Below are 25607 nucleotides of genomic sequence, written 5' to 3'. Positions count from 1 at the left end.
CGAGCAATACAACAAAGGCAACAACATGCTGACTTTCCAGCAACTGATCTTGCGTTTGCAAAGCTACTGGGATGCCCAGGGCTGCGCTCTGCTGCAACCCTATGACATGGAAGTGGGGGCAGGTACCAGTCACACGGCTACTTTCCTGCGCGCGCTGGGCCCAGAGCCCTGGAAGGCCGCCTATGTGCAGCCCAGCCGTCGACCCAAGGATGGCCGCTACGGCGAGAACCCGAATCGTTTGCAGCACTATTACCAGTACCAGGTGGTATTGAAGCCGGCTCCCGCCAACATTCTGGAGCTGTATCTGGGCTCCCTGGAGGCCCTGGGTTTCGATCTGAAGAAGAACGACATCCGCTTTGTGGAAGACGATTGGGAAAACCCGACGCTGGGTGCCTGGGGGCTGGGCTGGGAGGTTTGGCTCAATGGCATGGAAGTCACCCAGTTCACGTACTTCCAGCAAGTCGGCGGCATTGACTGCAAGCCCATCACCGGCGAGATCACCTATGGTCTGGAGCGTCTGGCCATGTACCTGCAGGGTGTGGAAAGCGTGTACGACCTGGTTTACGCCCCTGGTGTGAAGTACGGCGATGTCTTCCACCAGAACGAGGTGGAGCAGTCGACCTACAACTTCGAGCACAGCAACGTCGAGTTCCTGCTGGGCGCGTTCACCAACTATGAAACGCAAGCCAAGTACTTGATGGAGCAGCAATTGGCTTTGCCTGCCTACGAGCAGGTGCTCAAGGCTGCCCACACTTTCAATTTGCTCGACGCCCGTGGTGCTATTTCGGTGACCGAGCGTGCAGCCTACATCGGTCGCATTCGTAACCTCGCGCGCAGCGTGGCAGCCAGCTATCTCGACAGCCGGGCTCGTTTGGGCTTCCCCATGGCGCCAAAGGCCTGGGCTGATGAGGTCATCGAACAACTCAATAACAAGAAGGCTGCCTGAACATGAGCACCGCCAATCTCCTCGTAGAACTGTTTGTTGAAGAATTGCCGCCCAAGGCGCTGAAGAAGTTGGGCGAGTCCTTTGCGGGCGCATTGGCTGACAGCCTGAAAGCCCAAGGGCTGGCTGGTGCGGATGCCGCCGTTACGCCTTTTGCGTCTCCACGGCGCTTGGCTGTGCACGTGACTGGTGTGGCGACCAAAGCGGCTGACCAGGCCATCCAGCAGAAGTTGATGCCTGTGACTGTGGCTTTGGACGCCAATGGCCAGCCCACCCCCGCATTGCTGAAAAAACTGTCGGCTCTTGGCGTCGGCCCCGAGGTGGTGCCTCAACTCAAGCGCGCCCCAGATGGCAAGGCCGAGGCCTTGTTCCTCGACAGCGTGAAGCCGGGCGCCACATTGGCCGAAGGCCTGCAGAAGGCGCTCGACGAGTCTTTGGCCAAGCTGCCGATTCCCAAGGTCATGACCTATCAGTTGGAACAAGGTGACGGTGAAGGCTTCCAGCCTGGTTGGACCAGTGTGAATTTCGTGCGTCCCGCTCACGGTTTGGTTGCGTTGCATGGTGACCAGGTTGTGCCCATTTCGGCGCTGGGCCTGAAATCGGGCCGCGAGACACAAGGCCATCGCTTCGAGGCCAAGGTGTCGCCGGTCGTGCTTCGCCATGCCGATGGCTACGCGGCGCAATTGCTGGAAGAGGGGGCTGTCATTGCCAGCTTCAGCCAGCGTCGTCAGGAAATTGCCGAACAACTGGCAGCTGCTGCTGGCCGTGCTGGTCACGATCTCAAGCCCATCGATGACGATGCGCTGCTCGATGAAGTGACCGCCTTGGTCGAGCGCCCCAACGTGCTGATCGGGCGTTTCGAGGCAGCCTTCCTGGAAGTGCCTCAAGAGTGCCTGATTCTGACCATGAAGGCCAATCAGAAGTACTTCCCGCTGCTGGATGCGTCGGGTAAGTTGACCAACCAGTTCCTGGTGGTTAGCAACATCCAACCTGTCGATCCCAGCGCCATCATTGAAGGCAATGAGCGGGTCGTGCGTCCACGTCTGGCCGATGCGAAATTCTTCTTCGATCAAGACCGCAAGAAGACGTTGGAGTCTCGTGTCTCGGGGTTGGGTAAGGTGGTGTATCACGGCAAGCTCGGTACTCAGGGCGAGCGCGCCGAGCGTGTGCGCGCGATTGCGCACACCATCGTCAACCAACTGCGTCTGGGCACTGTGCCCTACACGGTTGACGACAAAGATCATTTCGATGTGCTCGACAGCAAGGCCCAGGAAGCGGCTCGGTTGGCCAAAACCGACCTGCTGACTGACATGGTTGGCGAGTTCCCTGAACTACAGGGCATCATGGGCGGCTACTATGCCCGTCATGAAGGCTTGCGCGACGGCGTGGCCATTGCGATTGAAGACCATTACAAACCCCGTTTCGCGGGCGATTCTCTGCCGCGTAATCACACCGGCGAAGTCGTGGCTCTGGCTGATAAGCTCGAGACGCTGGTGGGCTTGTTCGGAATTGGGCAACTCCCCACAGGCGACAAGGATCCCTTCGCATTGCGTCGCCATGCTTTGGGGGTGATTCGCATTCTGGTGGAAAAGAACCTGCCGCTCGACTTGCCGGCCCTGATCGAGGCTGTTCTGCCCGCGTTTGGTGAGCTCATCAGCAACCCGGCCGAGCACCTGCTGAGCTTCTTCTCTGACCGTTTGGCCGTGTCCTTGCGTGAGCAGGGCTATAGCGCGCAGGAAGTTGACGCTGTTCTCGCGCTGCAACCGTCTCGCTTGGGCGAGGTGCCACGCCGCTTGGCAGCCGTGCGTGCATTTGCCGCACTTCCTGAGGCTGCTTCGCTGGCTGCAGCCAACAAGCGCGTGGGCAATATCCTGAAAAAGGCCGATACTGCGGTCGAGGCTCGGGTGGACACCAGTTTGCTCAAAGAGGCTGCCGAAGTGTCGCTCTATGAAGCTCTGCAGGCTGCTGCACCCCAGGCCCAACAGGCCTTCGAGCAGGGTGACTACACTGCGTCGCTGCAGGCCCTCGCTGTGCTGAAGGCACCGGTCGATGCATTCTTTGACAGCGTCATGGTGAATGCGGATGATCCTGCCTTGAAGGCCAACCGCCTGGGCTTGTTGGCGACGCTGCATCAGGCCATGAATCAGGTTGCAGATATTTCCAGATTGGCGGCTTGATCTGTATTCCGCACGTTCATCCGGAGAGGGCATGAAACTGGTCATCCTCGATCGCGACGGCACCATCAACCACGAGCGCGAGGACTACATCAAGTCCAGCGACGAGTGGGTGCCGCTGCCCGGGGCGCTGGAGGCCATTGCTCGTCTCAACCATGCGGGTTGGCATGTGGTGGTGGCGACCAATCAATCCGGCATTGGCCGGGGGTTGTTTGACATGGTGGCGCTCAATGCCATGCATGCCAAGATGAACCAGATGCTGGCTCGCGTCGGTGGGCGTGTCGAAGCGGTGTTTTTTTGCCCTCATACGCCAGAGGACCAGTGCACGTGTCGTAAGCCTTTGCCTGGGCTCTTTCAGGCCATTGGCCAGCGTTTCGGAGTCTCGCTGGCAGGGGTGCCGATGGTAGGGGACCTGCCGCGCGACGTGTTGGCGGCGCAATCTGTGGGGTGCGAGCCCCACCTTGTGCGCACAGGGCAGGCGGCCACAATGCAAGATGCCGAATTGGTCGAATTGCGTCAGCGAGTACCAGACCTGACGATCCATCCGGACCTGTCGGCTTTCGCTGATTTTCTGATTCTTCGGGGGCGCCGCGACATCGGCGAAGACAGCCCGGTTGCGACACACATGGGCGAAATCACCTGAGCATGGATCAATCGCAGTCTGATTCTGATCTGCAGTTGGGTTTGCCCTGGGACGACACGTCGTCCATGGGCGACGTGGCCCTGTCCGATGTGCCCCAGTCGAGGCTTCAAGCCACCCTTCTGGCCGAGTCGGTCCGTGCCGAGTCGCCCAGGGCGGCGTTTCGTCACCCGCAAGCACAGCACGAAATCAGGTTTGGGCAGGCGCTGGTCGCGTACGAGTTCAAGCGCGCCCGGCGTCGTAGCATTGGCATGGTGGTGACGGTCGATGGGCTCAGTGTGCGTGCACCGAAATGGGCCTCTTGGTCGGACATCGAAACTGCCTTGCGAAGCAAGGAGCGCTGGATTTGCGCCAAGCTGGTTGACCAGCGTGAGCGAGCACAAAAGCTCGAGGCCTCGCGAATTGAATGGAAGGAAGGTGCCCTTGTGCCCTTCCTGGGGGAGCAACTGGTTCTCGTGCTGGATCCCCGGGTGTCAGGGGCCCAATTGAAGGCGGGGGAGTCGACCTTGCCGGGCATGGTGCGCCAGGCGCTTCATCTGGGCCTGCCGCAGCATGCCACCACAGAGCAAATCCGTGATGCTGTCCAGTCGTGGCTTCAAAGAGAGGCGCGCCGTGTCTATCACGAGCGTGTGCAACACTTCGCGCAACAGTTGCAGGTCAAGGTCAACAAGATCAGTTTGTCGTCTGCTCGTACCCGCTGGGGCAGTGCCAGCGCCGATGGCTCCATCCGACTCCATTGGCGACTGGTGCACTTCAGTGTCAGCATCATCGACTACGTGGTCGCCCATGAATTGGCGCATTTACGGGAAATGAACCACAGCCCGCGTTTCTGGGATGTGGTTCGCTCCGTCATGCCTGAGTACGCCGACATGCGCGAACAACTCAAGCACGTCACCATTCCTGATTGATTCAACGTCGGGCGCTGAATCGCCAGACACCGTTATCTTCGTGTCGGCTCAACTCGCCCGTCAGCCAGAGGTGGTTGAGGTGTGCCACTGCCTCACCCATCGCGAAGGTAGTCTGGTGCAGGTCCAGTGCCCGGTTGAAGAGGACTGGCAACAAGTCTGCGGCAGTCTGAGGAGCCTGGAGGCATGCTTGGCGAATGTCTTCCAGTCGCGCTGCGTGGTGTGCGAGCAATTGATCCACGCGAGCATGGATGCCGACGAAGGGCAAGCCGTGGGAGGGGAGAACCAATGTGTCGGCTGGCAGGGCTTTGAGTCGTTTGATCGATGTCAGGAACAGACCGAGCGGGTCAGCCTCGGGCTCGCTGTTGATGACGCTGATGTTGGTGGAAATGCGCGGCAGCAACATGTCCCCGGAAATCAAGGTGTGGTCTGACTCGTCAAAGAGCGAGATGTGCTCGGGTGAGTGCCCATATCCAGCCAGGCAACGCCACTCGCGTTCCCCAATGCGCACCGTCATTCCATCCATCAGTCGGGCGTAAATGCGAGGCACCGACGGCACCATGGATGCGTAGTACCCGTTGCGTTGCCGGATTTTCTCCAGGGAGTCTCGGTCAGACAGCCCATGCGCAGCAAAGAACCGCACAGCATGTTCGCCGCCATAGCCTGTGGTTTCCTGGCAGGCCAGCTGGGCGGCCAGATGATCGGTGGCGCTCATCCACAAGCGGGCGGGGTGCTTTGCGCGGCTGAATTGCTCGATCAACCACTGGGCGTTGCCAATGTGGTCTGGGTGCATGTGGGTGACCACAATGCGCAACAATGGCCTTGTGGAAGCCTTCGGGGCGAGAAGACGTTGCCAGGCATGGCGAATGGTCTCGGTGGCGACACCAGCGTCGACCACGCACCAGCCTGTTTGCTCCTCCTGCCGGTCGTCCAGCATCCACAGATTGATGTGGTTGAGTGCGAACGGCAAGGGCATACGAACCCATTGGATGCCGGGGCGCAGAGTCATTCGGTCGCCAGTCGCGGGTAGCGCGTCTTGCCAGGGGTAATGCAGCTCGATAGCCATCTTCACTCGGTTAGTGCCGTCAGGCAGTCATTGTGCCCGCCATGCAGAGGCACAGGGCTCGTTACACTGTGTGTCATGAAGCTCGATACCCTGTTTGAGAAAAACCGAGAGTGGGCGCGTGACATTGAGGCGCGTACCCCTGGATTTTTCAGTCGCCTGTTGCAACAGCAGTCGCCCCAATACCTCTGGATTGGCTGCAGTGACAGTCGAGTGCCTGCCAACGAAATTGTTGGTTTGCTGCCCGGTGAACTGTTCGTGCACCGAAACGTGGCCAACGTGGTCGTGCATTCTGATTTGAACTGCCTCTCGGTGATGGAGTTTGCGATTGATTCGCTTCAGGTCAAACACATCATGGTCGTCGGGCATTATGGTTGCAGCGGTGTGGCGGCTGCCATGCAGAACCAGCGCATAGGCATAGCTGACAACTGGTTGCGACATGTGCAAGATGTGCGAAACCAGCATCGCGAATGGCTTTACAGCTTGCCTGATGGGCCCTTGCGGCTGGATGCTTTATGCGAGTTGAATGTGCTGGAACAAAGCCTGAACGTGTGCCAGACCACGGTGGTGCAAGATGCCTGGGCTCGTGGGCAGGAGGTGGTGGTTCATGGCTGGGTATACGGCTTGCATAACGGTCTCATCAACGATTTGCGTATGTCGGTGAAATCGCCGGATGCTCTGGCAGGGGCTTACGCCGAGGCTCTGGCCAATCTGCATGCGCGCTATGCCGAGCGCAACGGACGGGCTTGAGCATCCTCAATAGGTCACAACAGGTAGAACCATGTTTCCTCAACAGCTAACCGATCCACGTGTCTTCGAAATTGCCCGCGCTTTGCAGGACGGCTTTGACAAGCACTACAAGATCTTTCGCGAAACCAGCGCCCAGGCGCAGCGCCGCTTTGAAGCGGCCGACTGGCATGGACAGCAACTGGCCCAGCGCGCACGGATCGAGTTCTACGACCTTCGTGTCGATGAAGCCGTGGAGCGTCTCGAGCGAGACTATCAGGCCAGTGCACTGCCCATGGAGGTCTGGCATCAGATCAAGCTTTTCTACATTGGCTTGCTGACCGGGCATCACCAACCAGAGTTGGCCGAAACGTTCTTCAACTCGGTCACCATCAAGATCTTGCATCGCAAGTACTACCAGAACGACTTCATCTTCGTGCGTCCGGCGGTATCGACCGAATACATTGAAGACGAGGCGGACGGCAAGGCTACCTTCATTGCGTACTACCCGACCAAGGAGAACTTGCGGGAAGTGCTCAAGACGATGGTTCAGAACTTCGGCCTGCAGATCGATTTTGAGGATCTCGATCGCGACATCGGCTTTGTGTATGACGCACTGCAAGAGCAGGTTGGCAATGTTCGGCTGAGAACCAATTTCCAGATTCAGGTTCTGTCGTCTCTGTTCTTCCGAAACAAGGGGGCTTACATTGTTGGCAAGGTCATCAATGGCTTCCGCAGTCTGCCATTTGCGATCCCGATTCTTCATAATTCCCGCAACCGCCTCTACATCGATGCGGCGTTGTTCGGTGAAGATGACCTGTTGGCGCTGTTCAGTTTTGCGCGAGCCTACTTCATGGTCGACATGAAGGTGCCGTCAGCCTATGTGCAGTTCCTGCGCAGCCTGATGCCCCGCAAGCCGCGCGCAGAACTCTATAGTGCCTTGGGGTTGCAAAAGCACGGCAAGAACCTGTTCTACCGCGACTTCCTGTTTCACCTCAGTCACTCCAGCGACAAATTCCGCATCGCCCCCGGTATCAAGGGCATGGTCATGCTGGTGTTTGATCTGCCGTCTTACCCGTTCGTGTTCAAGGTCATCAAGGATTACTTCCCGCCCCAGAAGGAAACCACGCGGGCGATGATCATGAGCAAATACCAGTTGGTGAAGCAGCACGACCGGGTGGGGCGCATGGCCGACTCGCTTGAGTTCACGAACGTCGCGTTCCCCCGGCATCGCTTTGACGATGAGTTGATTGAAGAGTTGCGAAAATTCGCGCCCAGCGTCATCGAAGAGGAGGGCGACGCCCTCATCATCAAGCACCTCTACATCGAGCGTCGCATGGTGCCGCTGAACATTTACATTCAGGAGGCCGAAGGCGAGGCACTAGAGCACGCAGTCATCGAGTATGGCAATGCGCTCAAGGATCTGGTTGCGGCCAACATCTTCCCGGGCGACATGCTGTGGAAGAACTTTGGTGTAACGCGTAACGGTAAGGTCGTTTTCTACGATTACGACGAAATCGAATACGTGACCGACTGCAATTTCCGCAAGGTGCCCGCGCCTCGCAACGAGGAAGACGAGATGTCCGGGGAGGTTTGGTATTCCGTCGGGCCGCACGACGTTTTTCCGGAAACCTTTGGGCCATTCCTTCTGGGCGATCCACGTGTGCGCAAGATCTTCATGGAACACCATGCCGACTTGCTTGAAGCTGATTTCTGGCAACAGCACAAGGAACGGATCAAGGCGGGTTACGTGCACGATGTCTTTCCTTACGACCGCTCCCGTCGTTTCATTCACCTGATTCAGAAGGACAAGTTGGCAGTGGAATCCAATGCCGATGTGGCTCCCGTGGAGGAGCCGGTTGATGTTCGTCCTGTCGGTGCAGAAATCCACGACCAAGGCGTCTTGAGTGGCTTTGCCACGGGCGGAACCTCATCCGACTAGTCCTTCCGTGCTCGAATAGAAAAAGGCGACCCGTGGGGTCGCCTTTTTTTGGCCGAATGCGCTCGGTGGGGCTCTTATTGCTCAAGCGCCTTGCTGTTGGGGAAGCTCTGCTTCAGGACTCGCTGGGCATCGTCAGCCAGATCGGTCAACCCCAGCTTGGTGTAGCTCTTGACCATGATGGCCAGCGCCTCTTCGATCGCTGGTGACTGGCGATACTCTTTCACGGCCTGTTGTGCTCGATTTGCCGCAGCAACATAGGCACCGCGGCGCAGGTAATACCGCGCGACCGAGACTTCACCCTCTGCGAGCGAATTGACCACATAGTTCATTCTCAAGCGCGCATCTGGGGCGTATTTGGAGTTCGGGAAACGGTCAATCAACTGCTTGAACGCATCGTAGGCGTCTCTGGACGCCTGCTGGTCGCGTTCAGCCAGATCCTGGCGTGCCAGGCGTCCAAAAAAGCCCAGGTCGTCGTTGAAGTTGATCAAGCCTTGAAGGTAGTAGGCGTAATCCAGTGCCGGGCTGGTGGGGTGCAAGCGGATGAAGCGGTCGAGCTTGGCCAGAGCTTGTGGCTTGTCGTCTGTCTTGTAGTAGGTGTAGGCCAGATCCAGTTGAGCTTGCTGGGCCAACAAGGTGCCGGAAGCACGCGCTTCGACCTTCTCAAATTTTTTGATGGCGGTGTCGTAATTACCGTCAGTCTGATCTTCCTTGGCATCTGCATACAATTTGTCAGGACTGATGCCGGCATACTCGTCCTGAGGCGTGGTTTCGCAGCCCGTGGTCAGTACAGTCGCCAAAACCAGCAGCAAGGCGCTGGTTGCGCGAGAAAAAACAGTCGTCTTCAGCAATTTCACGTGATCGTAGGTGGAGCCGGGCTCCACTCGAAAAAATGGCGCAAACGCGCGCCGATGCACCAGTATAGAAGCACCCGATGGGAAAACGTTCCAGCCCTGTGCCAGTTGTGGCGCCTCCGCCCTCCTGCTCGCCCGCCTTTGATCCAGTTGACGATGATTGGCAGGACGACGCTGAATCCGGCCAAGACTGGCCGCGCAGGCAGGCCGTGGTTCCGGTCGGTACGCTCGGGCAGAGACTGGATCAGTTTCTCGTCACTTTGGCACCGGATTTTTCCCGTAGCTATCTGAAGACATTGGTTGAGTCCGGCTTGGTCTGCGTTGATGGCCTTTGCGTCAATTCGGCTTCGCGCAAGGTGTCGGCTGGGCAGCGCGTTGAAATTGAACTCAAGCCCACGCCTCAGAGTCAGGCTTTCACGCCTGAGGCCATGGATCTCAGCGCCGTCTTTGAAGACGAGCACATCCTGGTGATCAACAAGCCAGCTGGTTTGGTGGTTCACCCTGCTGCCGGCAACTGGACGGGAACCTTGATGAACGGGCTGCTGGCCCACCACGCAGGCGCAGTCGATTTGCCTCGCGCCGGCATTGTTCACAGGCTCGATAAAGACACCAGCGGCCTCATGGTGGTCGGAAAGACAATTCAGTCGGTGACCGCCTTGTCTCGTGCAATTGCTGCCCGCACGGTCAGTCGTCAGTATCTTGCGCTGGTCCATGGGGCGCCCGCTGCGCGTTTCACAGTCGATGCGCCGATTGGTCGTGATCCGGTCACCCGCGTGCGCATGGCCGTTCTGGCATCGGGCAAGGAGGCTCGAACCGATGTTGAGTGCCTCTTGACTGCGGAGGTGACTGGGGTGTCTCAGCCCATCAGTGGGGTGCGGTGCACGCTGCATACCGGCCGGACCCACCAGATTCGGGTTCATCTCAGTCATCGCAAACACCCGTTGGTGGCTGATGCCTTGTATGGTGGGGCGCAGGCTCTTGGGATGACGCGCCAGGCACTGCATGCGACTCGGTTGGCCTTGGTTCACCCTGTGTCAGGCGAGGCCATGGTCTGGGAGGCGCCGATGCCCCCCGACATGGCCCAAGCATGGGCCGAGTTGTCGCGTGCCCCCCAAATGCCGATTCGTGGTGCATAATGAGTGCCCAGCAACCGCGCTGACATGATCGGCGCCTGTTGATGCCCTGTCCAAATACAGAAATGTCGCAGCCAAAGCGACTCTGTATCTGTGAAGACCTGACGCTGCGTGCGTCCACCCAATTCAGTTTGATGATTCCCGGGCCGGATCGCCTGGTTTTCCCAACATGTTCGCCAGTCCAGCCTGGCTATGCGGAATCTGATCGACCTCGTCGGATGGTCTGCCTTCCGCTTTGCCTCCTGGTTCAGGTTTTTCGATTGAAGAGATGGAAGTCGTCAACCCTCAGGGTGCGGTTCGCATCCTAGAAGCAGCGCTCCTTTGCTCGCACCAGCCTATGTCGGTGCGTGATTTGCGTCAGCTGTTCGACAACGAAGTTTCCGCCGAAGACATTCGGGGGTGGCTGGCGGAGCTGTCTTCGCAGTGGAGCGGGCGGGGTGTTGAACTGCGTGAATTGGCGTCAGGTTGGCGCTTCCAGACCAGTTCAGATGTGCAGGAGCACCTGGATCGGCTCAATCCTGAAAAGCCGCCCAAGTATTCACGGGCGACCATGGAGACGCTGGCGATCATTGCCTACAAGCAGCCGGTCACTCGTGGCGACATCGAAGACATCCGAGGCGTCACGGTCAGCTCCCAGATCATCAAACAGCTCGAAGACCGCGGGTGGGTGGAGGTCATCGGTCATCGCGATGCGCCCGGGCGCCCAGGCTTGTATGCCACTACCAAACATTTCCTGGACGACATGGGTCTGTCCTCCTTGAGTCAATTGCCCGCTCTGGACAGTTTGCCCGTGAGTGCAGACCTGCTGCCGGGGCTGGTGGATGCTGAGGTCACGCCTCCCCAAGAGGGAGATGATGAGACCGATGCAACGGCTCACGACGACCAGCAGCAACCGCTGGATCTCGGCGTTGAACCCGATGCCCTGCTGCCTGCAGCTGATGCGGCATCAGAGGCTGCCCCTTCCGAATTCACTGAATCCTCCGAATTTCCGGCCGAATCGGCCCTTCCTCCTCCAGCTCATGAGCTCTGAAAACGATTCCATCCCCAATCCCCAGGCTGCCGCAGCGGAAGCTGGCGAGGCTGTGAAGCCCAAGCGGACTCGTCGCCCCAAGGCGGCAGAGCCCGTTGAGGCCGTGTCGACCGCCGCGGTCGATACGGCCGAGGCTGCCCCGGCAGCCAAGAAGGCAACTCGCCGCCGTAAGGCTGTCGAGACGGTTGAATCAGCCGAAGGGGTGTCTGCTGCAGTTGCTGCGGCCGACGCTGCTCCTGTGGTTGAAAAGCCCAAGCGTGCGCCTCGCAAGAAAGTCGTGGCGGTAGAAGAAGTGGCTGCAGTGGATGTGGCCCCGGTTGAGGCGCCGCGCGAACCGGTTGCGCAAGATGCGGTTGTGCCGGTAGAGGTTGTTGTCGCTGTCGATGCCACCGATGCAGAGGCTGTCGGCGAGTCACGCGAGGCGGGTGAGGGCGAAGGCGCTGGTCCAGAGGGTGAGTTCCGTCAGGGCCGAGGCCGTCGCGATCGTCAACGCCCTGGTCGTGGTGAGCGCGGTGAGCGTGGCGAACGTCGACCCCGTCATGCTGACTCCGAGGGGCGCGTTGAAGGTGGGGCCGAAGGGGAGTCTGTCTCCGATGGTGAAGAAGGCGAGCGTCCATCACGTCGCGGAGTCATTGTCGCGGAGCAGGCCAGTGAAGTGTTTGCCGAAGTCGTGTCTGGCGACTTTGACAAGCAAGTCGAGGAGGTGGTGGAGGCCGACGAGGCGGAAGTCACCAAGCGCGTATTGCGCCCAGAGCCTGATGCCCCCAAGTTGCAGAAAGTCCTGGCCCAGGCTGGTGTTGGTTCGCGTCGCGACATCGAACAGATGATCGAAGATGGACGGATCGAGGTCAATGGTCAGGTCGCCCACATCGGTCAACGTATCTCCTTTGGGGATCAGGTCCGCGTGGCGGGCAAGCCGATCAAGGTGCGCATTGCGCCGCCTCCTGCTCGCATCCTGGCCTATCACAAGCCGGTGGGCGAAGTGGTCACGCACGACGATCCGCAAGGGCGTCCAACGGTGTTCCGTCGGTTGCCTCGTTTGCAGAACGGCAAGTGGATGTCCGTGGGGCGTCTTGACCTCAACACCGAAGGCTTGCTGCTGTTTACCAATTCCGGCGAATTGGCCAACCAGTTGATGCACCCTCGTTTTGGTGTGGAGCGTGAATACGCGGTTCGCGTGCTGGGTTCGCTCGACGAATCTTCCCGCCGTCGACTGCTCGAGGGCGTTGAAATCGAAGGGCAGACGGCCTCTTTCGTGTCCATCGAGAACGGTGGTGGAGAGGGTGTGAACCATTGGTATCGTGTGGTGATCACCGAAGGTCGTAACCGTGAAGTGCGCAAGCTTTTCGACGCGGTGGGGCTGACTGTCAACCGCCTGATTCGAGTCCGTTATGGCGCCATCGTCCTGCCGCGTGGCCTCAAGCGTGGCGTGTGGGTGGAGTTGGGTGAGTCGGATGTTCGTGCCGTGAAGTCTCTGGCCGGCATGGATCGCGTCGACGGCGGGCGTGGGCGCGGCGGTCAACAGAAGTCGCAGCAAGGTGGCCGCCAAGGCAAGCCGGGTGGTCAACAGCAACCAGGCCGCGGTCCTCAGCAAGGCCGAGGTCCTCAAGGGCCGTCGCAGTATCAGCAGGGCAATCGTCCCGCTCAACGTCCCCAGCAGTCTGACCGCCATCAAGGACCTCGCGACGACGATGACCTCGACAACATCGGGCCAATTCCGAACCCGTTGGAGCAGACTTTCGATCGACGCTTCGCCAAGGGGTCCAAGCGAATCACTTCCGGGTTCGGTCGTCCTGATCAGAACCATGGCCAGGATCATGGTGGGCAGAAGAAGGGGCAGGGCCCCCGTCAACCCGATCCTCTGCAGACATCGGTTGGGTACATCGGTGCGGACGCTTATTTCGGTAAAACCGGTGGCGGCGGCCGAAATGGGCGCGGCGGTGGTGGCGGTCGCGGTCGCCGTTGATGAACGTGTTGTGAACGAATTCCGGGTTTGCGCGACTTGACGCCCCGGGGTTCATGCATGGTTTTTGTCAATCTGTCATTGCCCGGCATTAGAATGCTGGGTTTTGTCAAATCTTTGGACTCAAGGAGAACTAAATGGCTATCGAACGCACCCTGTCGATCATCAAACCCGATGCCGTGGCTAAGAACGTCATCGGCCAAATCATCAGCCGTTTCGAAGGCGCTGGCCTGAAGGTTGCTGCTGCCAAGCTGGTGCAACTGTCGCAAGCTGAAGCTGAGGCTTTCTACGCTGTGCACAAAGAGCGTCCTTTCTTCAAGGATCTGGTTAACTTCATGATCTCTGGTCCCGTGTTCGTGCAAGTGCTCGAAGGCGAAGGCGCCATCCTGAAGAACCGCGAACTGATGGGCGCTACCGATCCCAAGAAGGCCGAGAAGGGCACCATCCGTGCTGACTTCGCCGACAGCATCGACGCCAACGCCGTTCACGGTTCTGACGCTGCTGAAACCGCTGCTGTGGAAATCGCTTTCTTCTTCCCCGCGCTGAACGTTTACAGCCGTTAATCCATCATGACTGTGGCCAACCTCCTTGATTTCGACCTCGACGGGTTGGCTGCCTTCTGTGAGAAGCTGGGTGAAAAGCGCTTTCGCGCCACCCAGCTGTTTCGCTGGATTCACCAGAAAGGCGCCTCCGACTTCGATCAGATGTCTGATCTGGCCAAGTCTTTGCGTGCCAAGCTGCAAGGCGTCGCAGCCATCTCTGCCTTGCCTGTCATCAGCGAGCATGTGTCCGCCGATGGCACCATCAAATGGCTTTTCGACGTGGGAGGCGGCAACGCCGTCGAAAGCGTCTACATCCCGGAAGACGATCGGGCAACCCTTTGCATCTCCTCACAGGCTGGTTGCGCAGTAGGTTGTCGTTTTTGCTCGACCGGGCACCAAGGTTTCAGTCGAAACCTGACCACGGGTGAAATCATTGCCCAGATCTGGTTTGCCGAGCATTCCTTGCGCAAACGTCTCGGTCGTTCCGACCGCATCATCAGCAACGTCGTGATGATGGGCATGGGTGAACCTTTGCAGAATTACGCCGCGCTGGTCCCTGCCTTGCGCATCATGCTCGACGACCACGGCTACGGCCTGTCGCGTCGCCGTCTGACTGTGTCGACATCGGGCGTTGTGCCCATGATAGAGCGGCTCATGGTGGACTGCCCGGTTGCACTGGCTGTGTCACTGCACGCGCCAAACGACGCCTTGCGTGATGAGTTGGTGCCGCTCAATCGCAAATATCCGATTGCCGAGCTGCTGCAGGCTTGCCGCGAGTATCTGAAGGCTGCACCGCGTGACTTCATCACGTTTGAATACTGCATGCTCGATGGTGTCAACGACACAGATCTGCATGCTCGTCAGCTGATTGATCTGGTCAAAGGGAAGATTCCCTGCAAGTTCAACTTGATTCCATTCAATCCCTTTCCAGCCTCTGGATTGCGTCGCTCAGAAGCATCACGTGTGCAGGCCTTCGCTCGAATCCTGGCAGACGCTGGTATCGTGACCACTGTTCGCAAGACGCGAGGCGATGACATCGACGCCGCATGTGGTCAATTGGCTGGCGAGGTACAGGATCGCACCAACGCCAAAAATCGGATGCTGCGCAAGCCTGTCGCTGTGCCTGTGACGGTACATCGACCAGAAGGTGGCTCTCGTCACTCGCACTGACGCGATCGCACGCACTTCCATCTCTGCAGGAGATCGTTGGATGACCTTACTTCGCATGGCCCGAGTGCCAGCTCTGGCACTCGCATTGGGCACCATTTTGTCGGTGCCTCTGTCGGGTTGCGCCCCTGGAACAGGCCCTGGTGCACGTTCAGCCGATCTGCCCACGCAGTCTGATGACACCGAGGTTCGCAAGCGTGCGCGCATTCGCCTCGAGTTGGCCACCACCTACTATTCGCAGGGGCAGTTTTCCACCGCATTGGATGAGCTCAAGCAAGCCGTGGCGATTGACCCCTCTTTGCCGGCCGTCCATGAATTACGGGCACTGATCTATGACGCCATGGGTGAAAAGAGCATGGCCGAGGCCAGCTTCAAGAAGGCATTGAGCCTCAACGAGCGCGATGGCAGCGTGCTGCACAACTACGCCTGGTTTCTGTGTCGTGATGGTCAGTACGCCGCGGCCGATGCTTTGTTCGAGCGCGCGGTGAACCTGCCTCAGACTGTTGCAACCAGCAAAGCGTTGCTGGCGCGTGGCGTGTGCCAGATCAACGCGGGCTTGTTCCCTGAGGCCGAAAAGACCTTGCTCAAGTCGTACGAACTGGACCCGTCCAATCCCGCTACGGCCTACAACCTGGCCGCCGTTCAATATCGCCGCGGCGAGCTGGAGCGCGCGCGGTTCTATATTCGCCGAGTCAACGGCGTGCCAGCTCAGATCTCGGCTTCGTCCTTGTGGCTGGCCATTCGCATAGAAAACCGCATGGGCAATATGTCCGCCCGTGATGAGTTGGCTGACCAGTTGCGCAGTCGCTTTGTGGGAACCAAGGAAGCCACTGCACTTGAGTTGGGGCGGTTCGATGAGTGAGAACCAAGCTGTGAATCCTATGCCAGAAGGGACGGCCGGCTCTTTGCTGCGGCAGGCGCGAGAGTCGCAGCGCATGTCCTTGGAGCACCTTGCCTCTGTGATCAAGGTGCCGGTGGGCAAGTTGCAGGCCCTCGAGTCAGAAGATTGGACGACACTGTCCGACCCTAATCTGGCGCGCGCGTTGGCCATGACGGTTTGTCGAGCACTCAAAGTCGATTCGACCCAGATCATGTCTCGCATGCCTGCTGCTGTGACGATTTCACTGGGGGCAGGGCGGGAGCCGCTGAATCAGCCCTTCAAGGAGTTCAGCCATACCGGGCTGACGTTCGAGCGGTCTCCTCGCTTGTCGCTTCGGCTGCCACGGCTGTCGTCAACCTTTGTCGCGCCTTTCGTCCTGCTTCTGGTGGCGGCTGGTATCTACTTGGTTCCCGATGACATCGACTGGCAGGGTTTGTTGCCGAATCGCGCCCCAGTAGAGGTCGAAGCTGCTTCTGCGCCCCAGGCCGCTCTCTCGGACGCATCCTCTCCTCAGCTTGAAGTGGCTGCTCCGGCCGATGCAGGGCCGCTGGCGGCTGATTCGGCTGCGAGTGCGGTCAGCACGCCTGCGGCGCCGGCCTCGGCGTCGAGTTCTGTGGCTGTCGCCGCGGTGGCGCCCGTGGTTGCGGCGTCGTCGGCTGCGCCTGTCGCTTCTTCTGTGCTTCCCGCTGGGGCGGTCGCTTCTGCTGCAGTGGATGGGGGAAGCCGGATTGCGATGTCCGCGAAGGAGGCTGCCTGGGTGGAAATCCGCGATGCCAGCGGGGCCAAGATATTTTCTCGTCAGTTGACGGCCGGAGAGCGTGTCGAATTGCAGGGCCGTGCCCCATTTAAAGTCCACGCCGGCAATGCACCCACCTTGACCATGCAATTCAATGGTCAGCCGGTAGACTTGGCTTCGGTGACTCGCATGAACGTGGCCCGTATCGAACTGAAATGAACTCGCAAACTGATTCGTTGATTCCTGTCGCTTCGCCTGCTCCTCGTCGGTCTCTCCAGGCGCGAGTGGTGTGGGGAGATCGTGTGGTCACCATCGGTGGCGATGCGCCTGTGCGTGTCCAATCCATGACGAACACCGATACGGTTGATGCCGTTGGGACGGCGATTCAGGTCAAGGAGCTTGCGCAGGCTGGATCGGAGATGGTTCGCATCACCGTTAACACGCCCGAAGCGGCCCAAGCGGTTCCCTACATCCGTGAGCAACTCGATCGGATGGGGATTGATGTGCCATTGGTGGGCGACTTCCACTACAACGGTCACCGTCTGCTGACGGATGTCCCGGCCTGTGCCGAAGCCTTGTCCAAATACCGAATCAATCCGGGTAACGTCGGCAAAGGCGAAAAGAAGGACAAGCAGTTTGGCCAGATGATCGAGGCGGCCATGCGCTACAACAAGCCTGTGCGTATTGGTGTGAACTGGGGTAGCCTCGACCAGGAGTTGCTGGCGTCCCTGATGGATGAAAACGCCGGGCGAGCGAAGCCCTGGGATGCTCAGCAGGTCATGTACCAGGCACTGATCAGCTCCGCACTCCAGTCGGCGCAGGCTGCACGTGACCTTGGCATGGCTGCCGAGCAAATCATCCTGTCGTGCAAGGTCAGTGGTGTTCAGGACCTCATCAGTGTGTACCGTGGGTTGGCTGCGCGTTGCGACTACCCCTTGCATCTTGGGCTGACTGAGGCTGGCATGGGGGCCAAGGGCACCGTGGCCTCGGCTGCCGCGCTGTCCATCTTGTTGCAAGAAGGCATTGGAGACACCATTCGTGTCTCTCTCACGCCTCAACCCGGTGAAGCGCGAACACAGGAAGTGGTGGTCGCATTGGAAATTCTGCAAGCCCTGGGTTTGCGCTCCTTCGTGCCCAGTGTCACGGCTTGCCCAGGTTGCGGCCGTACCACCAGTACGGTATTCCAGGAGTTGGCCAAACAAATTGACGACTTCCTGCGGGCGCAGATGCCCGTTTGGCGCGAACGCTATCCCGGTGTGGAAAAGCTCAAGCTCGCGGTCATGGGCTGCATCGTCAATGGCCCGGGCGAGAGCAAGCATGCCGACATTGGCATCAGCTTGCCCGGCACTGGCGAAGCCCCGGCTGCTCCCGTCTTCATCGACGGTGAAAAGGCGATGACGCTGCGCGGTGAGCGCATTGCCGAAGAATTCCAGCAAATCGTTGAGGACTACATCGAGCGTCGCTTTGGCTGATCCGCTCTGGTCCTGACATCACTCAGCAGTTTTTAGAACATGGCAGAACAACTCAAAGCCATCAAAGGCATGAACGACATCTTGCCGCCCGAGTCGGCGAGATGGGAATGGCTCGAGAGTACCGTGCGTGCGCTCATGCGTCGTTATGGCTATCAAAACGTTCGCACCCCCATTGTCGAACCTACCGCGCTGTTTGTTCGTGGCCTGGGGGAGGTCACCGACATTGTCGAAAAGGAAATGTATTCCTTTGAAGACAGCCTCAATGGAGACAAGCTCACTCTGCGGCCTGAGGGCACGGCTGGGGTCGTTCGCGCGATCAACGAGCACACCTTCCTCTACGAAGGTGGCAAGCGTCTTTACTACATCGGCCCCATGTTCCGGCACGAGCGTCCGCAGAAAGGGCGCTATCGACAGTTCCACCAGGTTGGGGCAGAGGCCATGGGCTTTCATGGCCCCGATGTCGACGCCGAGTTGATCTTGATGGTCGCAGCACTGTGGCGCGATCTGGGCATCCAGATCGGGACCGATGTTCGTCTGCAACTCAACAGCCTGGGGCAGCCAGAAGAGCGCCTGGCACATCGCAAGGCCTTGATCGCCCACCTGGAGGCCCACCAGGAGTTGCTCGACGAAGACGCTCGCCGTCGTTTGCACAGCAACCCATTGCGCATTCTTGACACCAAGAATCCAGCCATGCAACCCGTGGTTGAGGCTGCGCCTCGTTTGATGGATTTCCTGGGTGCAGAATCGCTGGTCCACTTTGAAGCTGTCAAGGCGGTTCTTGACGCCGCTGGCGTGCCCTACGAGGTCAATCCCCGTCTGGTGCGCGGCATGGATTACTACAACCTGACGGTCTTCGAGTGGGTCACGGAGCGACTGGGTGCGCAAGGTACCGTGTGTGGTGGTGGTCGCTACGACGGTCTCATTGAGCAATTGGGCGGCAAGTCGGCTCCCGCCGTGGGGTGGGGTTTGGGCATGGAACGCCTGCTGTTGCTGTTGCAAGAGCTGGGCATTGAGCCTCCCTCCGCCGCCCCCGACGCGTTTGCAGTCGTGATGGCTGGTACGCCATTGCCTCAGGTGCTGACCACCGTCGACCGTTTGCGGGCGAGGGGCGTCAATGTGGTGGTCAACCCGGCGGGCAAAGAAGGGCCTGCCAGCCCGAAATCGCAGTTCAAGAAGGCCGATGCCAGTGGTGCCCAATATGCACTCGTTTTTGGACCGGACGAAATGGCTGCGGGGCAGGTTTCCGTCAAGCCATTGCGCGACGGGTCCGAGCAGGCCTCGCGCTCCATCGCCGACGTAGAGTCTTGGGCTGACAGCCTGATGGCTCATCGCCGGTCATAATCCTGTTTTCTTTCAATGGCGGACTTGTCATGGCGACATACGACCTCGAACAACAAGAGCAACTCGAACAGTTCAAGCAATTCTGGAAGCAGTACGGCAATTTGCTGACTTGGCTGGTTTTGCTGGTCCTGTCTGGCTTTGCCGCCTGGAACGGCTATAACTGGTGGCAAAGCCAGCAAGCTACCAAGGCTGCGGGCTTGTACGAAGAGCTCGACAAGGCTGCTTCGCAGGGCGACACGAAAAAAGTGACGCAGTCTTTCGCCGATCTGCGTAAGGATTACGCAGGCACGACCTTTGCCCAGCAAGGTGCGTTGCTCGCAGCCAAAGTCGCGGCCGATCATCAAGATGCAGCTCAAGCCAAAGCGGCCTTGCAGTGGCTGGTTGACGAGGGTCGTAATGTTGATCTGGTTGCCGTGGCACGTTTGCGCCTGGCTGGGGTTCAGTTGGATGCCAAGCAGTACGATGACGCCATCAAGACCTTGAGTGTCAAATTGCCAGAAGAATTTGAAGGCTTGGCCAATGATCGTCGCGGCGACATCTTGATGGTTCAAGGCAAGAAGGATCAGGCCATCGAGGCTTACCAGAAGGCTTGGAAGCAGATCGATCCTGCCGTCGACTACCGTCGCTTTGTGGAAGGTAAGCTGGTTGCTTTGGGGCACGCCCCAGTTGCAGCTGTTGATGCTGCCGCCAGCGCCGCCAAGTAATTTTCCGCATATTCAACTCTTCACCCATGCAGCAAACACGCGTGCAGTCGCCTGGTTCCCCGGTTCGCTTGACTCGTTTTTTCGGGTTGGCATTGGGGGTCGGTCTCCTTGTGACCCTGGGGGCATGTGGTTCCTCTAAACCCAAACCTGCGCCACTCGAGTCGCTGCAGCCCACCCGCACCGTTTCGGTTGTGTGGTCTCAGGGGCTTGGTTCGGTCGAGGGGGCTGCAGGCCTGACCTTTACCGGCGACACGGTCGTTGCCGCAGCGGCGGGGGGCGACATCGTTGCGCTCGACGTCAAAACCGGCGCGCGCCAATGGGAGTTGGACGTTCGGTCGCGCCTCGCTACAGCGGCTGGCAGTGACGGGCGCTTCACCGCTGTCGTCACGACAGGCAATGAGTTGGTCGTGTTTGAAAAGGGCAAGGAAGTCTGGAGGGAGCGTCAGCCCGGGCGTGTAGCCACGGCGCCGTTTGTCGCAGGCGAACGAGTCTTCATTCAAGCCGTTGATCGCTCGGTGCGTGCCTACGATGCAGCGGATGGGCGGTGGCTGTGGAATTACCAGCGTGCAGGTGGTGAGTCACTGTCGCTGGCCGTTCCGGGCGTGGTTACCAACTACCGCGACACATTGCTGGTAGGGCAGGGAGCTAGGCTGATTGCCTTGGACCCGGTCAAGGGTACGCCTCGTTTTGAGGCCAATCTGGGCACGCCACGTGGTTCCAATGAGGTCGAACGTCTCGCTGACTTAGTGGGGCCTTCGACGCAGGTGGACGGTGATGTCTGCGTTCGAGCTTTCCAGTTGACTGTTGGGTGCGTGAATGCCTCGAATGGGGCAGTGCGTTGGACGCGTCCCCAGGCTGGTGCCCGTGCCATTGCGGCCAATGCTGACGTCGTGGTCGGTGCCGACAGTGCTGACCGGGTCAGTGCCTGGAAGGCGTCGAACGGTGACATTCTCTGGCGTGTCGATCGCTTTACCCACCGCGGTTTGAGTGGCATGGCCATCTGGGGTGATCTCCTGGCTGTGGCCGATTCAGACGGCTATCTCCACCTCCTGGCCCTCGACGACGGACGCACTGTGGGGCGTTTCTCTCTGGATGCGCCGCTGGAAATCGCTCCCACGGTCAAGAATGGCTTGTTGTTCGCGCAAACTCGCCGTGGCACCGTCTACGCGTTGCGCTCCAACTGATTACTGATTGAATTCATGAAACCTGTCATTGCACTGGTCGGACGTCCCAACGTCGGAAAGTCGACGTTGTTCAACCGTCTGACCAAGAGCCGAGATGCCATCGTGGCGGACTATGCTGGCTTGACCCGCGATCGCCATTATGGCGAGGGGCGAGCTGGTGGCCGCGAGTTCATCGTCATCGATACGGGCGGGTTCGAGCCCGACTGCACGTCTGGCATCTTCAAAGAGATGGCCAAGCAGACCCGTCAAGCTGTTGCCGAAGCCGACGCAGTCATCTTCGTCGTCGACGCCCGGGCGGGTGTGTCTGCACAAGATCACGACATTGCCAACTACCTCCGTACGTCGAACAAGAAGGTGTTGCTGGCGGCGAATAAGTCCGAGGGTATGACTCAGGGTGTTCAACTCGCTGAGTTCTATGAGCTTGGTCTGGGTGAGCCTTTGTCCGTTTCCGCCGCTCATGGTCAGGGCGTCCGTAGTCTGATCGATGAAGCTTTGTCGGAATTCTTCTCTGAAGAGGATGAAGACGAGCTCGAAGAGAACCTGGAAGATCGTCCCATCCGGCTCGCAGTAGCCGGGCGTCCGAATGTGGGCAAGTCCACCTTGATCAACACCTGGTTGGGTGAAGAGCGGTTGGTGGCTTTTGACATGCCTGGTACCACTCGAGATGCGATCACTGTGCCTTTTGAGCGCAATGGTCAGCGCTTCGAGTTGATTGATACGGCTGGCTTGCGTCGCAAGGGCAAGGTCTTTGAAGCCATCGAGAAATTCTCGGTCGTCAAAACCCTTCAGGCCATCTCCGATGCCAATGTGGTTCTCTTGTTGCTTGATGCGACGCAAGGCGTGACGGATCAGGACGCGCACATTGCCGGTTACATTCTGGAATCTGGCCGGGCGGTCGTCATTGCCATCAACAAATGGGACGCCGTAGACAGCTACCAGCGCGAAATGTTGCAACGTTCGATTGATCAGCGATTGGCGTTTCTGAAGTTTGCCCCTTTGTTGCACATTTCGGCCATCAAGCGGCAGGGCATTGGCCCGCTGTGGAAAGCCATCAGCGACGCTTGGGAGGCGGCTTGCCGCAAGATGCCCACGCCAGTGCTGACGCGACTGCTGCAGGAGGCTGTTCAGTACCAGCAGCCCAAGCGTGCGGGTGCCTTCCGTCCCAAACTGCGGTATGCCCACCAGGGTGGCCAGAATCCGCCAGTGATCGTGATTCACGGCAACTCGCTGGAGCACGTCACCTCGGCCTACAAGCGCTTCCTAGAAGGTCGATTCAGGGAACATTTCAAGCTGACTGGGACTCCATTGCGCATTGAAATGAAGTCTTCTCAGAATCCATTTACCGAAAAAGAATAAAAGCATTGGTGGGTCTCTTGGCCCGCCGCCTGACGCAGTTCTTCTGGCTGTGTTATGGTCCGTTTATCCGAAATTTTTTTTAACACGGAGCATATCGTGAGTAATAAAGGGCAACTCCTACAAGACCCGTTCCTGAACCTGCTGCGTCGCGAACACGTGCCGGTTTCCATCTACCTGGTCAACGGCATCAAGCTGCAAGGCCACATTGAGTCGTTTGACCAATACGTTGTGTTGTTGCGCAACACGGTCACCCAGATGGTGTACAAGCACGCCATCTCCACTGTGGTTCCGGGACGCGCCGTGAACTTCCACGCCAACGATTCTGCCGAGGCCTGAGCTGAACAACCGTTCTGAACCCCGAGTCATTCTCGTCGGGGTCGACTTCGGTCCGAGTTCGTCGTTCGATCCCACGCTCGACGAACTCGCACTTTTGGCTGAATCGGCCGGTGACCAGCCCGTCGCCAAGGTCACCGCCAAGCGGCGAGCCCCCGATGCCGCTTTTTTCGTTGGCTCAGGTAAAGCGGACGAAATCAAAGATCTCATCACGCTTTACCAAGCAGACGGAGTGATCTTTGACCAGGCGCTTTCCCCAGCGCAACAACGCAATCTGGAGCGCCACCTTGGCGTCGAGGTGCTCGATCGTACCGGCCTGATCCTCGAGATATTCGGGGCCCGCGCACGTAGCCACGAGGGCAAGTTGCAAGTCGAATTGGCCCGATTGGAATACCTATCCAGTCGGTTGGTTCGTCGTTGGTCGCACTTGGAGCGCCAGCGGGGTGGGGTCGGGCACAGAGGTGGTCCCGGCGAAACACAGATCGAACTCGATCGCCGCATGATCGAGCAGCGCATCAAATCGCTCAAAGAGCGCCTGGCCAAAGTCAAGCGTCAACGCGGCACCCAACGCCGTTCACGCGAGCGCACAGGTACATTCCGCGTTTCCTTGGTAGGCTACACGAACGCAGGCAAATCGACCTTGTTCAATGCCTTGACCAAGGCCGGTACCTATGCGGCCAACCAATTGTTCGCCACACTCGACACAACCACTCGGCAGATGTACCTGGCAGAAGCTGAGCGCAGTGTGACCCTCTCGGACACCGTTGGCTTCATTCGAGATCTGCCTCACACCTTGGTGGAGTCATTCGAGGCCACGCTTCAAGAGGCCGCGGACGCTGATGTGCTCTTGCACGTGGTCGATGCCGCAAGCCCTGTGGTACTCGACCAGATCACAGAAGTGCTGCGAGTACTCGACAGCATTGGCGCTGGCGATATTCCTCAGGTTCTGGTGTTCAATAAGTGCGATGCACTCGAAGCGCATCAGACTCCGCATCACGCGCAGGACCTGTTCGAGTTGCCTGGCGGTAGACGCTGTACGCGAGTTTTTGTCAGTGCTCTCACAGGGGCAGGCCTTGATGTGTTGCGCGGCATACTCGCCAAGGCGGCCACCGAGGGACTTCTCGGTGAGGAAATTCTGGAACCGCGCACGGAAACCGCTGCAGACGGGCACAATCAGGAAATCGACGTCCGCTGGAATACCTCGGACGAAAAAGACCCAACATCTGTCAGAACCTGAACATGAATTCTTTCGATTCCAACAAGCTGCCGCGAGGGTTCTTGCCAAAGCTCGGTGGCGTTCTTGCCAGACCTCTGGGCATTTTCAATAACCGTCAGGATGGACCCCCTGATCTCGATGAGCTCTGGCGCGACATCAATCGCAAGCTGAGCAACTTGTTCAGCGGTCGCGGCGATGAGCCTCAATCTGGTGGCAGCAGCGGTGGCGCCGATCCAAAGGGTGCCGGCGTCGGGATTGGCTTGATTGCCGGGGTTGCGGGCCTGATCTGGTTGGGCAGTGGCTTCTTCATCGTTCAGGAAGGTCAGCAAGGCGTCGTGATGTCCTTCGGCCGCTTCAGCCACACCGTTGAGGCTGGTTTTCAATGGCGTGCACCATATCCCTTCCAAAGCCACGAGATCGTCAACCTGACTCAACTGCGGTCAGTTGACGTCGGGAGCAGTTCCGTCATGCAAGCCACGGGTTTGCGTGATTCGTCGATGCTCACCCGCGATGAAAACATCGTCGACATTCGCTTCACTGTGCAGTACCGGCTCTCCGACGCGCGTCAGTACCTGTTCGAAAACCGCAGTTCAGACGAGGCCGTCTCGCAGGCGGCTGAATCAGCCGTGCGAGAAATCGTGGGCAACAGCACAATGGATTCGGTCCTGTACGAGCAGCGGGATGCCATCGCATCCGAGTTGGTCAAGTCGATCCAGGCTCAATTGAATCGCCTCAAGGCGGGCGTCACCATTGCCAATGTCAACGTGCAGAGTGTTCAAGCTCCTGAGCAAGTTCAGGCGGCCTTTGACGACGCGTTCAAGGCAGGCGCTGACCGCGAGCGCCTGAAGAATGAAGGTCAGGCGTATGCGAATGACGTCATTCCCAAGGCGCAGGGTACGGCCGCACGTCTGCGTGAGGAAGCTGCGGCTTACAGCGCGCGAGTGGTGGCAACGGCCGAAGGTGATGCTCAGCGGTTCAAGGCCGTGTTGGCCGAGTATCAGAAGGCGCCTGCAGTGACCCGCGATCGGCTCTACATCGATGCCATGCAGCAGGTCTACAGCAACGTCACCAAGGTCATGGTCGATAGCAAGCAGGGTTCCAACCTCTTGTACCTGCCCCTGGACAAGCTGCTGCAACAAACTGCGGGCACACAGGCTTCTGGCGCATCGACTGCTGGCGGTGCTGAGCAGGCACCATCGTCTCCAGCCACTCCCGCGACCAGTTCCAACTCTGACCCTCGTTCTCGCGATGGCTTGCGCAGCCGCGAACGCGACGCTCGTTGATCAGTTTGGCTCGAACAGTCTAG

Annotated in this window: 23 protein-coding genes; 21 read left to right on the top strand and 2 right to left on the bottom strand. The window is 59.0% G+C overall.

What is annotated here, in order from left to right; all coding sequences use genetic code 11:
• Positions 1 to 25 precede the first annotated feature (25 nt).
• Genes glyQ through VFW72_RS12530 form a run of 4 tightly spaced genes read left to right on the top strand, consistent with a single transcriptional unit; the run spans position 26 to position 4665 of the window.
• A complete protein-coding gene (gene glyQ, locus VFW72_RS12545) occupies positions 26 to 946 on the top strand; it encodes a glycine--tRNA ligase subunit alpha (RefSeq protein ID WP_329674633.1) in 921 nt (306 codons plus the stop codon).
• Positions 947 to 948: 2 nt separating this feature from the next.
• Positions 949 to 3120 carry a glycine--tRNA ligase subunit beta gene (gene glyS / locus VFW72_RS12540; RefSeq protein WP_329674632.1) on the top strand — a complete coding sequence of 724 codons (2172 nt, stop codon included), beginning with the start codon at positions 949 to 951 and terminating at the stop codon, positions 3118 to 3120.
• Positions 3121 to 3151: 31 nt separating this feature from the next.
• Complete coding sequence (gene gmhB / locus VFW72_RS12535) at positions 3152 to 3760, top strand: D-glycero-beta-D-manno-heptose 1,7-bisphosphate 7-phosphatase (RefSeq protein ID WP_329674631.1); 609 nt, start codon at positions 3152 to 3154, stop codon at positions 3758 to 3760.
• Positions 3761 to 3762: 2 nt separating this feature from the next.
• Positions 3763 to 4665, top strand: a complete 903-nt coding sequence (locus tag VFW72_RS12530; protein ID WP_329674630.1) for a SprT family zinc-dependent metalloprotease — start codon at positions 3763 to 3765, stop codon at positions 4663 to 4665.
• Position 4666: 1 nt separating this feature from the next.
• Here the strand turns inward: VFW72_RS12530 and VFW72_RS12525 are convergent, their stop codons facing one another.
• Positions 4667 to 5728, bottom strand: coding sequence for an MBL fold metallo-hydrolase (locus VFW72_RS12525; RefSeq protein WP_329674629.1), 1062 nt, complete (start codon positions 5726 to 5728; stop codon positions 4667 to 4669).
• A 75-nt stretch (positions 5729 to 5803) separates the two neighbouring features.
• Here VFW72_RS12525 and can point away from each other — a divergent pair, with 75 nt between their 5' ends.
• Together can and aceK are read left to right on the top strand one after the other, a co-directional pair.
• On the top strand, positions 5804 to 6475 hold the full coding sequence (can, locus tag VFW72_RS12520) for a carbonate dehydratase (RefSeq protein ID WP_329674628.1): 672 nt from the start codon (positions 5804 to 5806) through the stop codon (positions 6473 to 6475).
• A gap of 31 nt (positions 6476 to 6506) precedes the next feature.
• Positions 6507 to 8393 carry a bifunctional isocitrate dehydrogenase kinase/phosphatase gene (gene aceK, locus VFW72_RS12515; protein ID WP_329674627.1) on the top strand — a complete coding sequence of 629 codons (1887 nt, stop codon included), beginning with the start codon at positions 6507 to 6509 and terminating at the stop codon, positions 8391 to 8393.
• A gap of 74 nt (positions 8394 to 8467) precedes the next feature.
• Here the strand turns inward: aceK and VFW72_RS12510 are convergent, their stop codons facing one another.
• Positions 8468 to 9247 carry an outer membrane protein assembly factor BamD gene (locus tag VFW72_RS12510; RefSeq protein ID WP_414638801.1) on the bottom strand — a complete coding sequence of 260 codons (780 nt, stop codon included), beginning with the start codon at positions 9245 to 9247 and terminating at the stop codon, positions 8468 to 8470.
• A gap of 77 nt (positions 9248 to 9324) precedes the next feature.
• Here VFW72_RS12510 and VFW72_RS12505 point away from each other — a divergent pair, with 77 nt between their 5' ends.
• The 15 genes from VFW72_RS12505 (at position 9325) to hflK (ending at position 25584) form a co-directional block, all read left to right on the top strand.
• A complete protein-coding gene (locus VFW72_RS12505) occupies positions 9325 to 10380 on the top strand; it encodes an RluA family pseudouridine synthase (RefSeq protein ID WP_329674626.1) in 1056 nt (351 codons plus the stop codon).
• Positions 10381 to 10645: 265 nt separating this feature from the next.
• On the top strand, positions 10646 to 11407 hold the full coding sequence (gene scpB, locus VFW72_RS12500) for an SMC-Scp complex subunit ScpB (RefSeq protein WP_329674625.1): 762 nt from the start codon (positions 10646 to 10648) through the stop codon (positions 11405 to 11407).
• On the top strand, positions 11397 to 13373 hold the full coding sequence (rluB, locus tag VFW72_RS12495) for a 23S rRNA pseudouridine(2605) synthase RluB (protein ID WP_329674624.1): 1977 nt from the start codon (positions 11397 to 11399) through the stop codon (positions 13371 to 13373). The genes scpB and rluB overlap by 11 nt, the downstream gene beginning before the upstream one ends.
• Positions 13374 to 13507: 134 nt before the next feature.
• Positions 13508 to 13933 carry a nucleoside-diphosphate kinase gene (ndk, locus tag VFW72_RS12490; RefSeq protein WP_329674623.1) on the top strand — a complete coding sequence of 142 codons (426 nt, stop codon included), beginning with the start codon at positions 13508 to 13510 and terminating at the stop codon, positions 13931 to 13933.
• A 6-nt stretch (positions 13934 to 13939) separates the two neighbouring features.
• Positions 13940 to 15082 carry a 23S rRNA (adenine(2503)-C(2))-methyltransferase RlmN gene (gene rlmN / locus VFW72_RS12485; protein ID WP_329674622.1) on the top strand — a complete coding sequence of 381 codons (1143 nt, stop codon included), beginning with the start codon at positions 13940 to 13942 and terminating at the stop codon, positions 15080 to 15082.
• 40 nt (positions 15083 to 15122) lie between these two features.
• Entirely contained in the window at positions 15123 to 15941 is an 819-nt protein-coding gene (pilW, locus tag VFW72_RS12480) for a type IV pilus biogenesis/stability protein PilW (RefSeq protein ID WP_329674621.1), read from the top strand.
• The gene (locus VFW72_RS12475; protein WP_329674620.1) at positions 15934 to 16914 is read left to right on the top strand and encodes a helix-turn-helix domain-containing protein; all 981 of its coding nucleotides are present in this window, start codon (positions 15934 to 15936) and stop codon (positions 16912 to 16914) included. The genes pilW and VFW72_RS12475 overlap by 8 nt, the downstream gene beginning before the upstream one ends.
• Positions 16911 to 18167 carry a flavodoxin-dependent (E)-4-hydroxy-3-methylbut-2-enyl-diphosphate synthase gene (gene ispG / locus VFW72_RS12470; RefSeq protein ID WP_329674619.1) on the top strand — a complete coding sequence of 419 codons (1257 nt, stop codon included), beginning with the start codon at positions 16911 to 16913 and terminating at the stop codon, positions 18165 to 18167. The genes VFW72_RS12475 and ispG overlap by 4 nt, the downstream gene beginning before the upstream one ends.
• A gap of 39 nt (positions 18168 to 18206) precedes the next feature.
• Positions 18207 to 19508 carry a histidine--tRNA ligase gene (hisS, locus tag VFW72_RS12465; protein ID WP_329674618.1) on the top strand — a complete coding sequence of 434 codons (1302 nt, stop codon included), beginning with the start codon at positions 18207 to 18209 and terminating at the stop codon, positions 19506 to 19508.
• 29 nt (positions 19509 to 19537) lie between these two features.
• The gene (locus VFW72_RS12460; protein WP_329674617.1) at positions 19538 to 20212 is read left to right on the top strand and encodes a tetratricopeptide repeat protein; all 675 of its coding nucleotides are present in this window, start codon (positions 19538 to 19540) and stop codon (positions 20210 to 20212) included.
• A gap of 26 nt (positions 20213 to 20238) precedes the next feature.
• Complete coding sequence (locus VFW72_RS12455) at positions 20239 to 21396, top strand: PQQ-binding-like beta-propeller repeat protein (protein ID WP_329674616.1); 1158 nt, start codon at positions 20239 to 20241, stop codon at positions 21394 to 21396.
• 15 nt (positions 21397 to 21411) lie between these two features.
• Positions 21412 to 22752, top strand: coding sequence for a ribosome biogenesis GTPase Der (gene der, locus VFW72_RS12450; RefSeq protein ID WP_329674615.1), 1341 nt, complete (start codon positions 21412 to 21414; stop codon positions 22750 to 22752).
• A gap of 96 nt (positions 22753 to 22848) precedes the next feature.
• Entirely contained in the window at positions 22849 to 23088 is a 240-nt protein-coding gene (gene hfq / locus VFW72_RS12445) for an RNA chaperone Hfq (RefSeq protein ID WP_329674614.1), read from the top strand.
• Position 23089: 1 nt separating this feature from the next.
• Entirely contained in the window at positions 23090 to 24322 is a 1233-nt protein-coding gene (gene hflX, locus VFW72_RS12440; RefSeq protein ID WP_329674726.1) for a GTPase HflX, read from the top strand.
• Positions 24323 to 24324: 2 nt separating this feature from the next.
• A complete protein-coding gene (hflK, locus tag VFW72_RS12435; protein ID WP_414638800.1) occupies positions 24325 to 25584 on the top strand; it encodes an FtsH protease activity modulator HflK in 1260 nt (419 codons plus the stop codon).
• Positions 25585 to 25607 lie beyond the last annotated feature (23 nt).

The sequence above is a fragment of the Aquabacterium sp. genome (assembly GCF_036273115.1).
Taxonomy (GTDB): domain Bacteria; phylum Pseudomonadota; class Gammaproteobacteria; order Burkholderiales; family Burkholderiaceae_C; genus Aquabacterium.
The sequence above is the reverse complement of the archived record's forward strand: the minus strand, read 5'-3'. Positions and strand labels throughout refer to the sequence as shown.

Excerpts from the sequence above, each read along its gene's own strand:
- glyS (WP_329674632.1), top strand. The coding sequence starts at position 949 with ATGAGCACCGCCAATCTCCTCGTAGAACTGTTTGTTGAAGAATTGCCG.
- rlmN (WP_329674622.1), top strand. The coding sequence starts at position 13,940 with ATGACTGTGGCCAACCTCCTTGATTTCGACCTCGACGGGTTGGCTGCC.
- VFW72_RS12525 (WP_329674629.1), bottom strand. The coding sequence starts at position 5,728 with ATGGCTATCGAGCTGCATTACCCCTGGCAAGACGCGCTACCCGCGACT.
- VFW72_RS12505 (WP_329674626.1), top strand. The coding sequence starts at position 9,325 with ATGGGAAAACGTTCCAGCCCTGTGCCAGTTGTGGCGCCTCCGCCCTCC.
- VFW72_RS12530 (WP_329674630.1), top strand. The coding sequence starts at position 3,763 with ATGGATCAATCGCAGTCTGATTCTGATCTGCAGTTGGGTTTGCCCTGG.
- VFW72_RS12460 (WP_329674617.1), top strand. The coding sequence starts at position 19,538 with ATGGCGACATACGACCTCGAACAACAAGAGCAACTCGAACAGTTCAAG.
- hflK (WP_414638800.1), top strand. The coding sequence starts at position 24,325 with ATGAATTCTTTCGATTCCAACAAGCTGCCGCGAGGGTTCTTGCCAAAG.
- VFW72_RS12475 (WP_329674620.1), top strand. The coding sequence starts at position 15,934 with ATGAGTGAGAACCAAGCTGTGAATCCTATGCCAGAAGGGACGGCCGGC.
- aceK (WP_329674627.1), top strand. The coding sequence starts at position 6,507 with ATGTTTCCTCAACAGCTAACCGATCCACGTGTCTTCGAAATTGCCCGC.
- VFW72_RS12455 (WP_329674616.1), top strand. The coding sequence starts at position 20,239 with ATGCAGCAAACACGCGTGCAGTCGCCTGGTTCCCCGGTTCGCTTGACT.
- glyQ (WP_329674633.1), top strand. The coding sequence starts at position 26 with ATGCTGACTTTCCAGCAACTGATCTTGCGTTTGCAAAGCTACTGGGAT.
- ndk (WP_329674623.1), top strand. The coding sequence starts at position 13,508 with ATGGCTATCGAACGCACCCTGTCGATCATCAAACCCGATGCCGTGGCT.
- rluB (WP_329674624.1), top strand. The coding sequence starts at position 11,397 with ATGAGCTCTGAAAACGATTCCATCCCCAATCCCCAGGCTGCCGCAGCG.
- ispG (WP_329674619.1), top strand. The coding sequence starts at position 16,911 with ATGAACTCGCAAACTGATTCGTTGATTCCTGTCGCTTCGCCTGCTCCT.
- scpB (WP_329674625.1), top strand. The coding sequence starts at position 10,646 with ATGGAAGTCGTCAACCCTCAGGGTGCGGTTCGCATCCTAGAAGCAGCG.
- gmhB (WP_329674631.1), top strand. The coding sequence starts at position 3,152 with ATGAAACTGGTCATCCTCGATCGCGACGGCACCATCAACCACGAGCGC.
- pilW (WP_329674621.1), top strand. The coding sequence starts at position 15,123 with ATGACCTTACTTCGCATGGCCCGAGTGCCAGCTCTGGCACTCGCATTG.
- der (WP_329674615.1), top strand. The coding sequence starts at position 21,412 with ATGAAACCTGTCATTGCACTGGTCGGACGTCCCAACGTCGGAAAGTCG.
- hisS (WP_329674618.1), top strand. The coding sequence starts at position 18,207 with ATGGCAGAACAACTCAAAGCCATCAAAGGCATGAACGACATCTTGCCG.
- can (WP_329674628.1), top strand. The coding sequence starts at position 5,804 with ATGAAGCTCGATACCCTGTTTGAGAAAAACCGAGAGTGGGCGCGTGAC.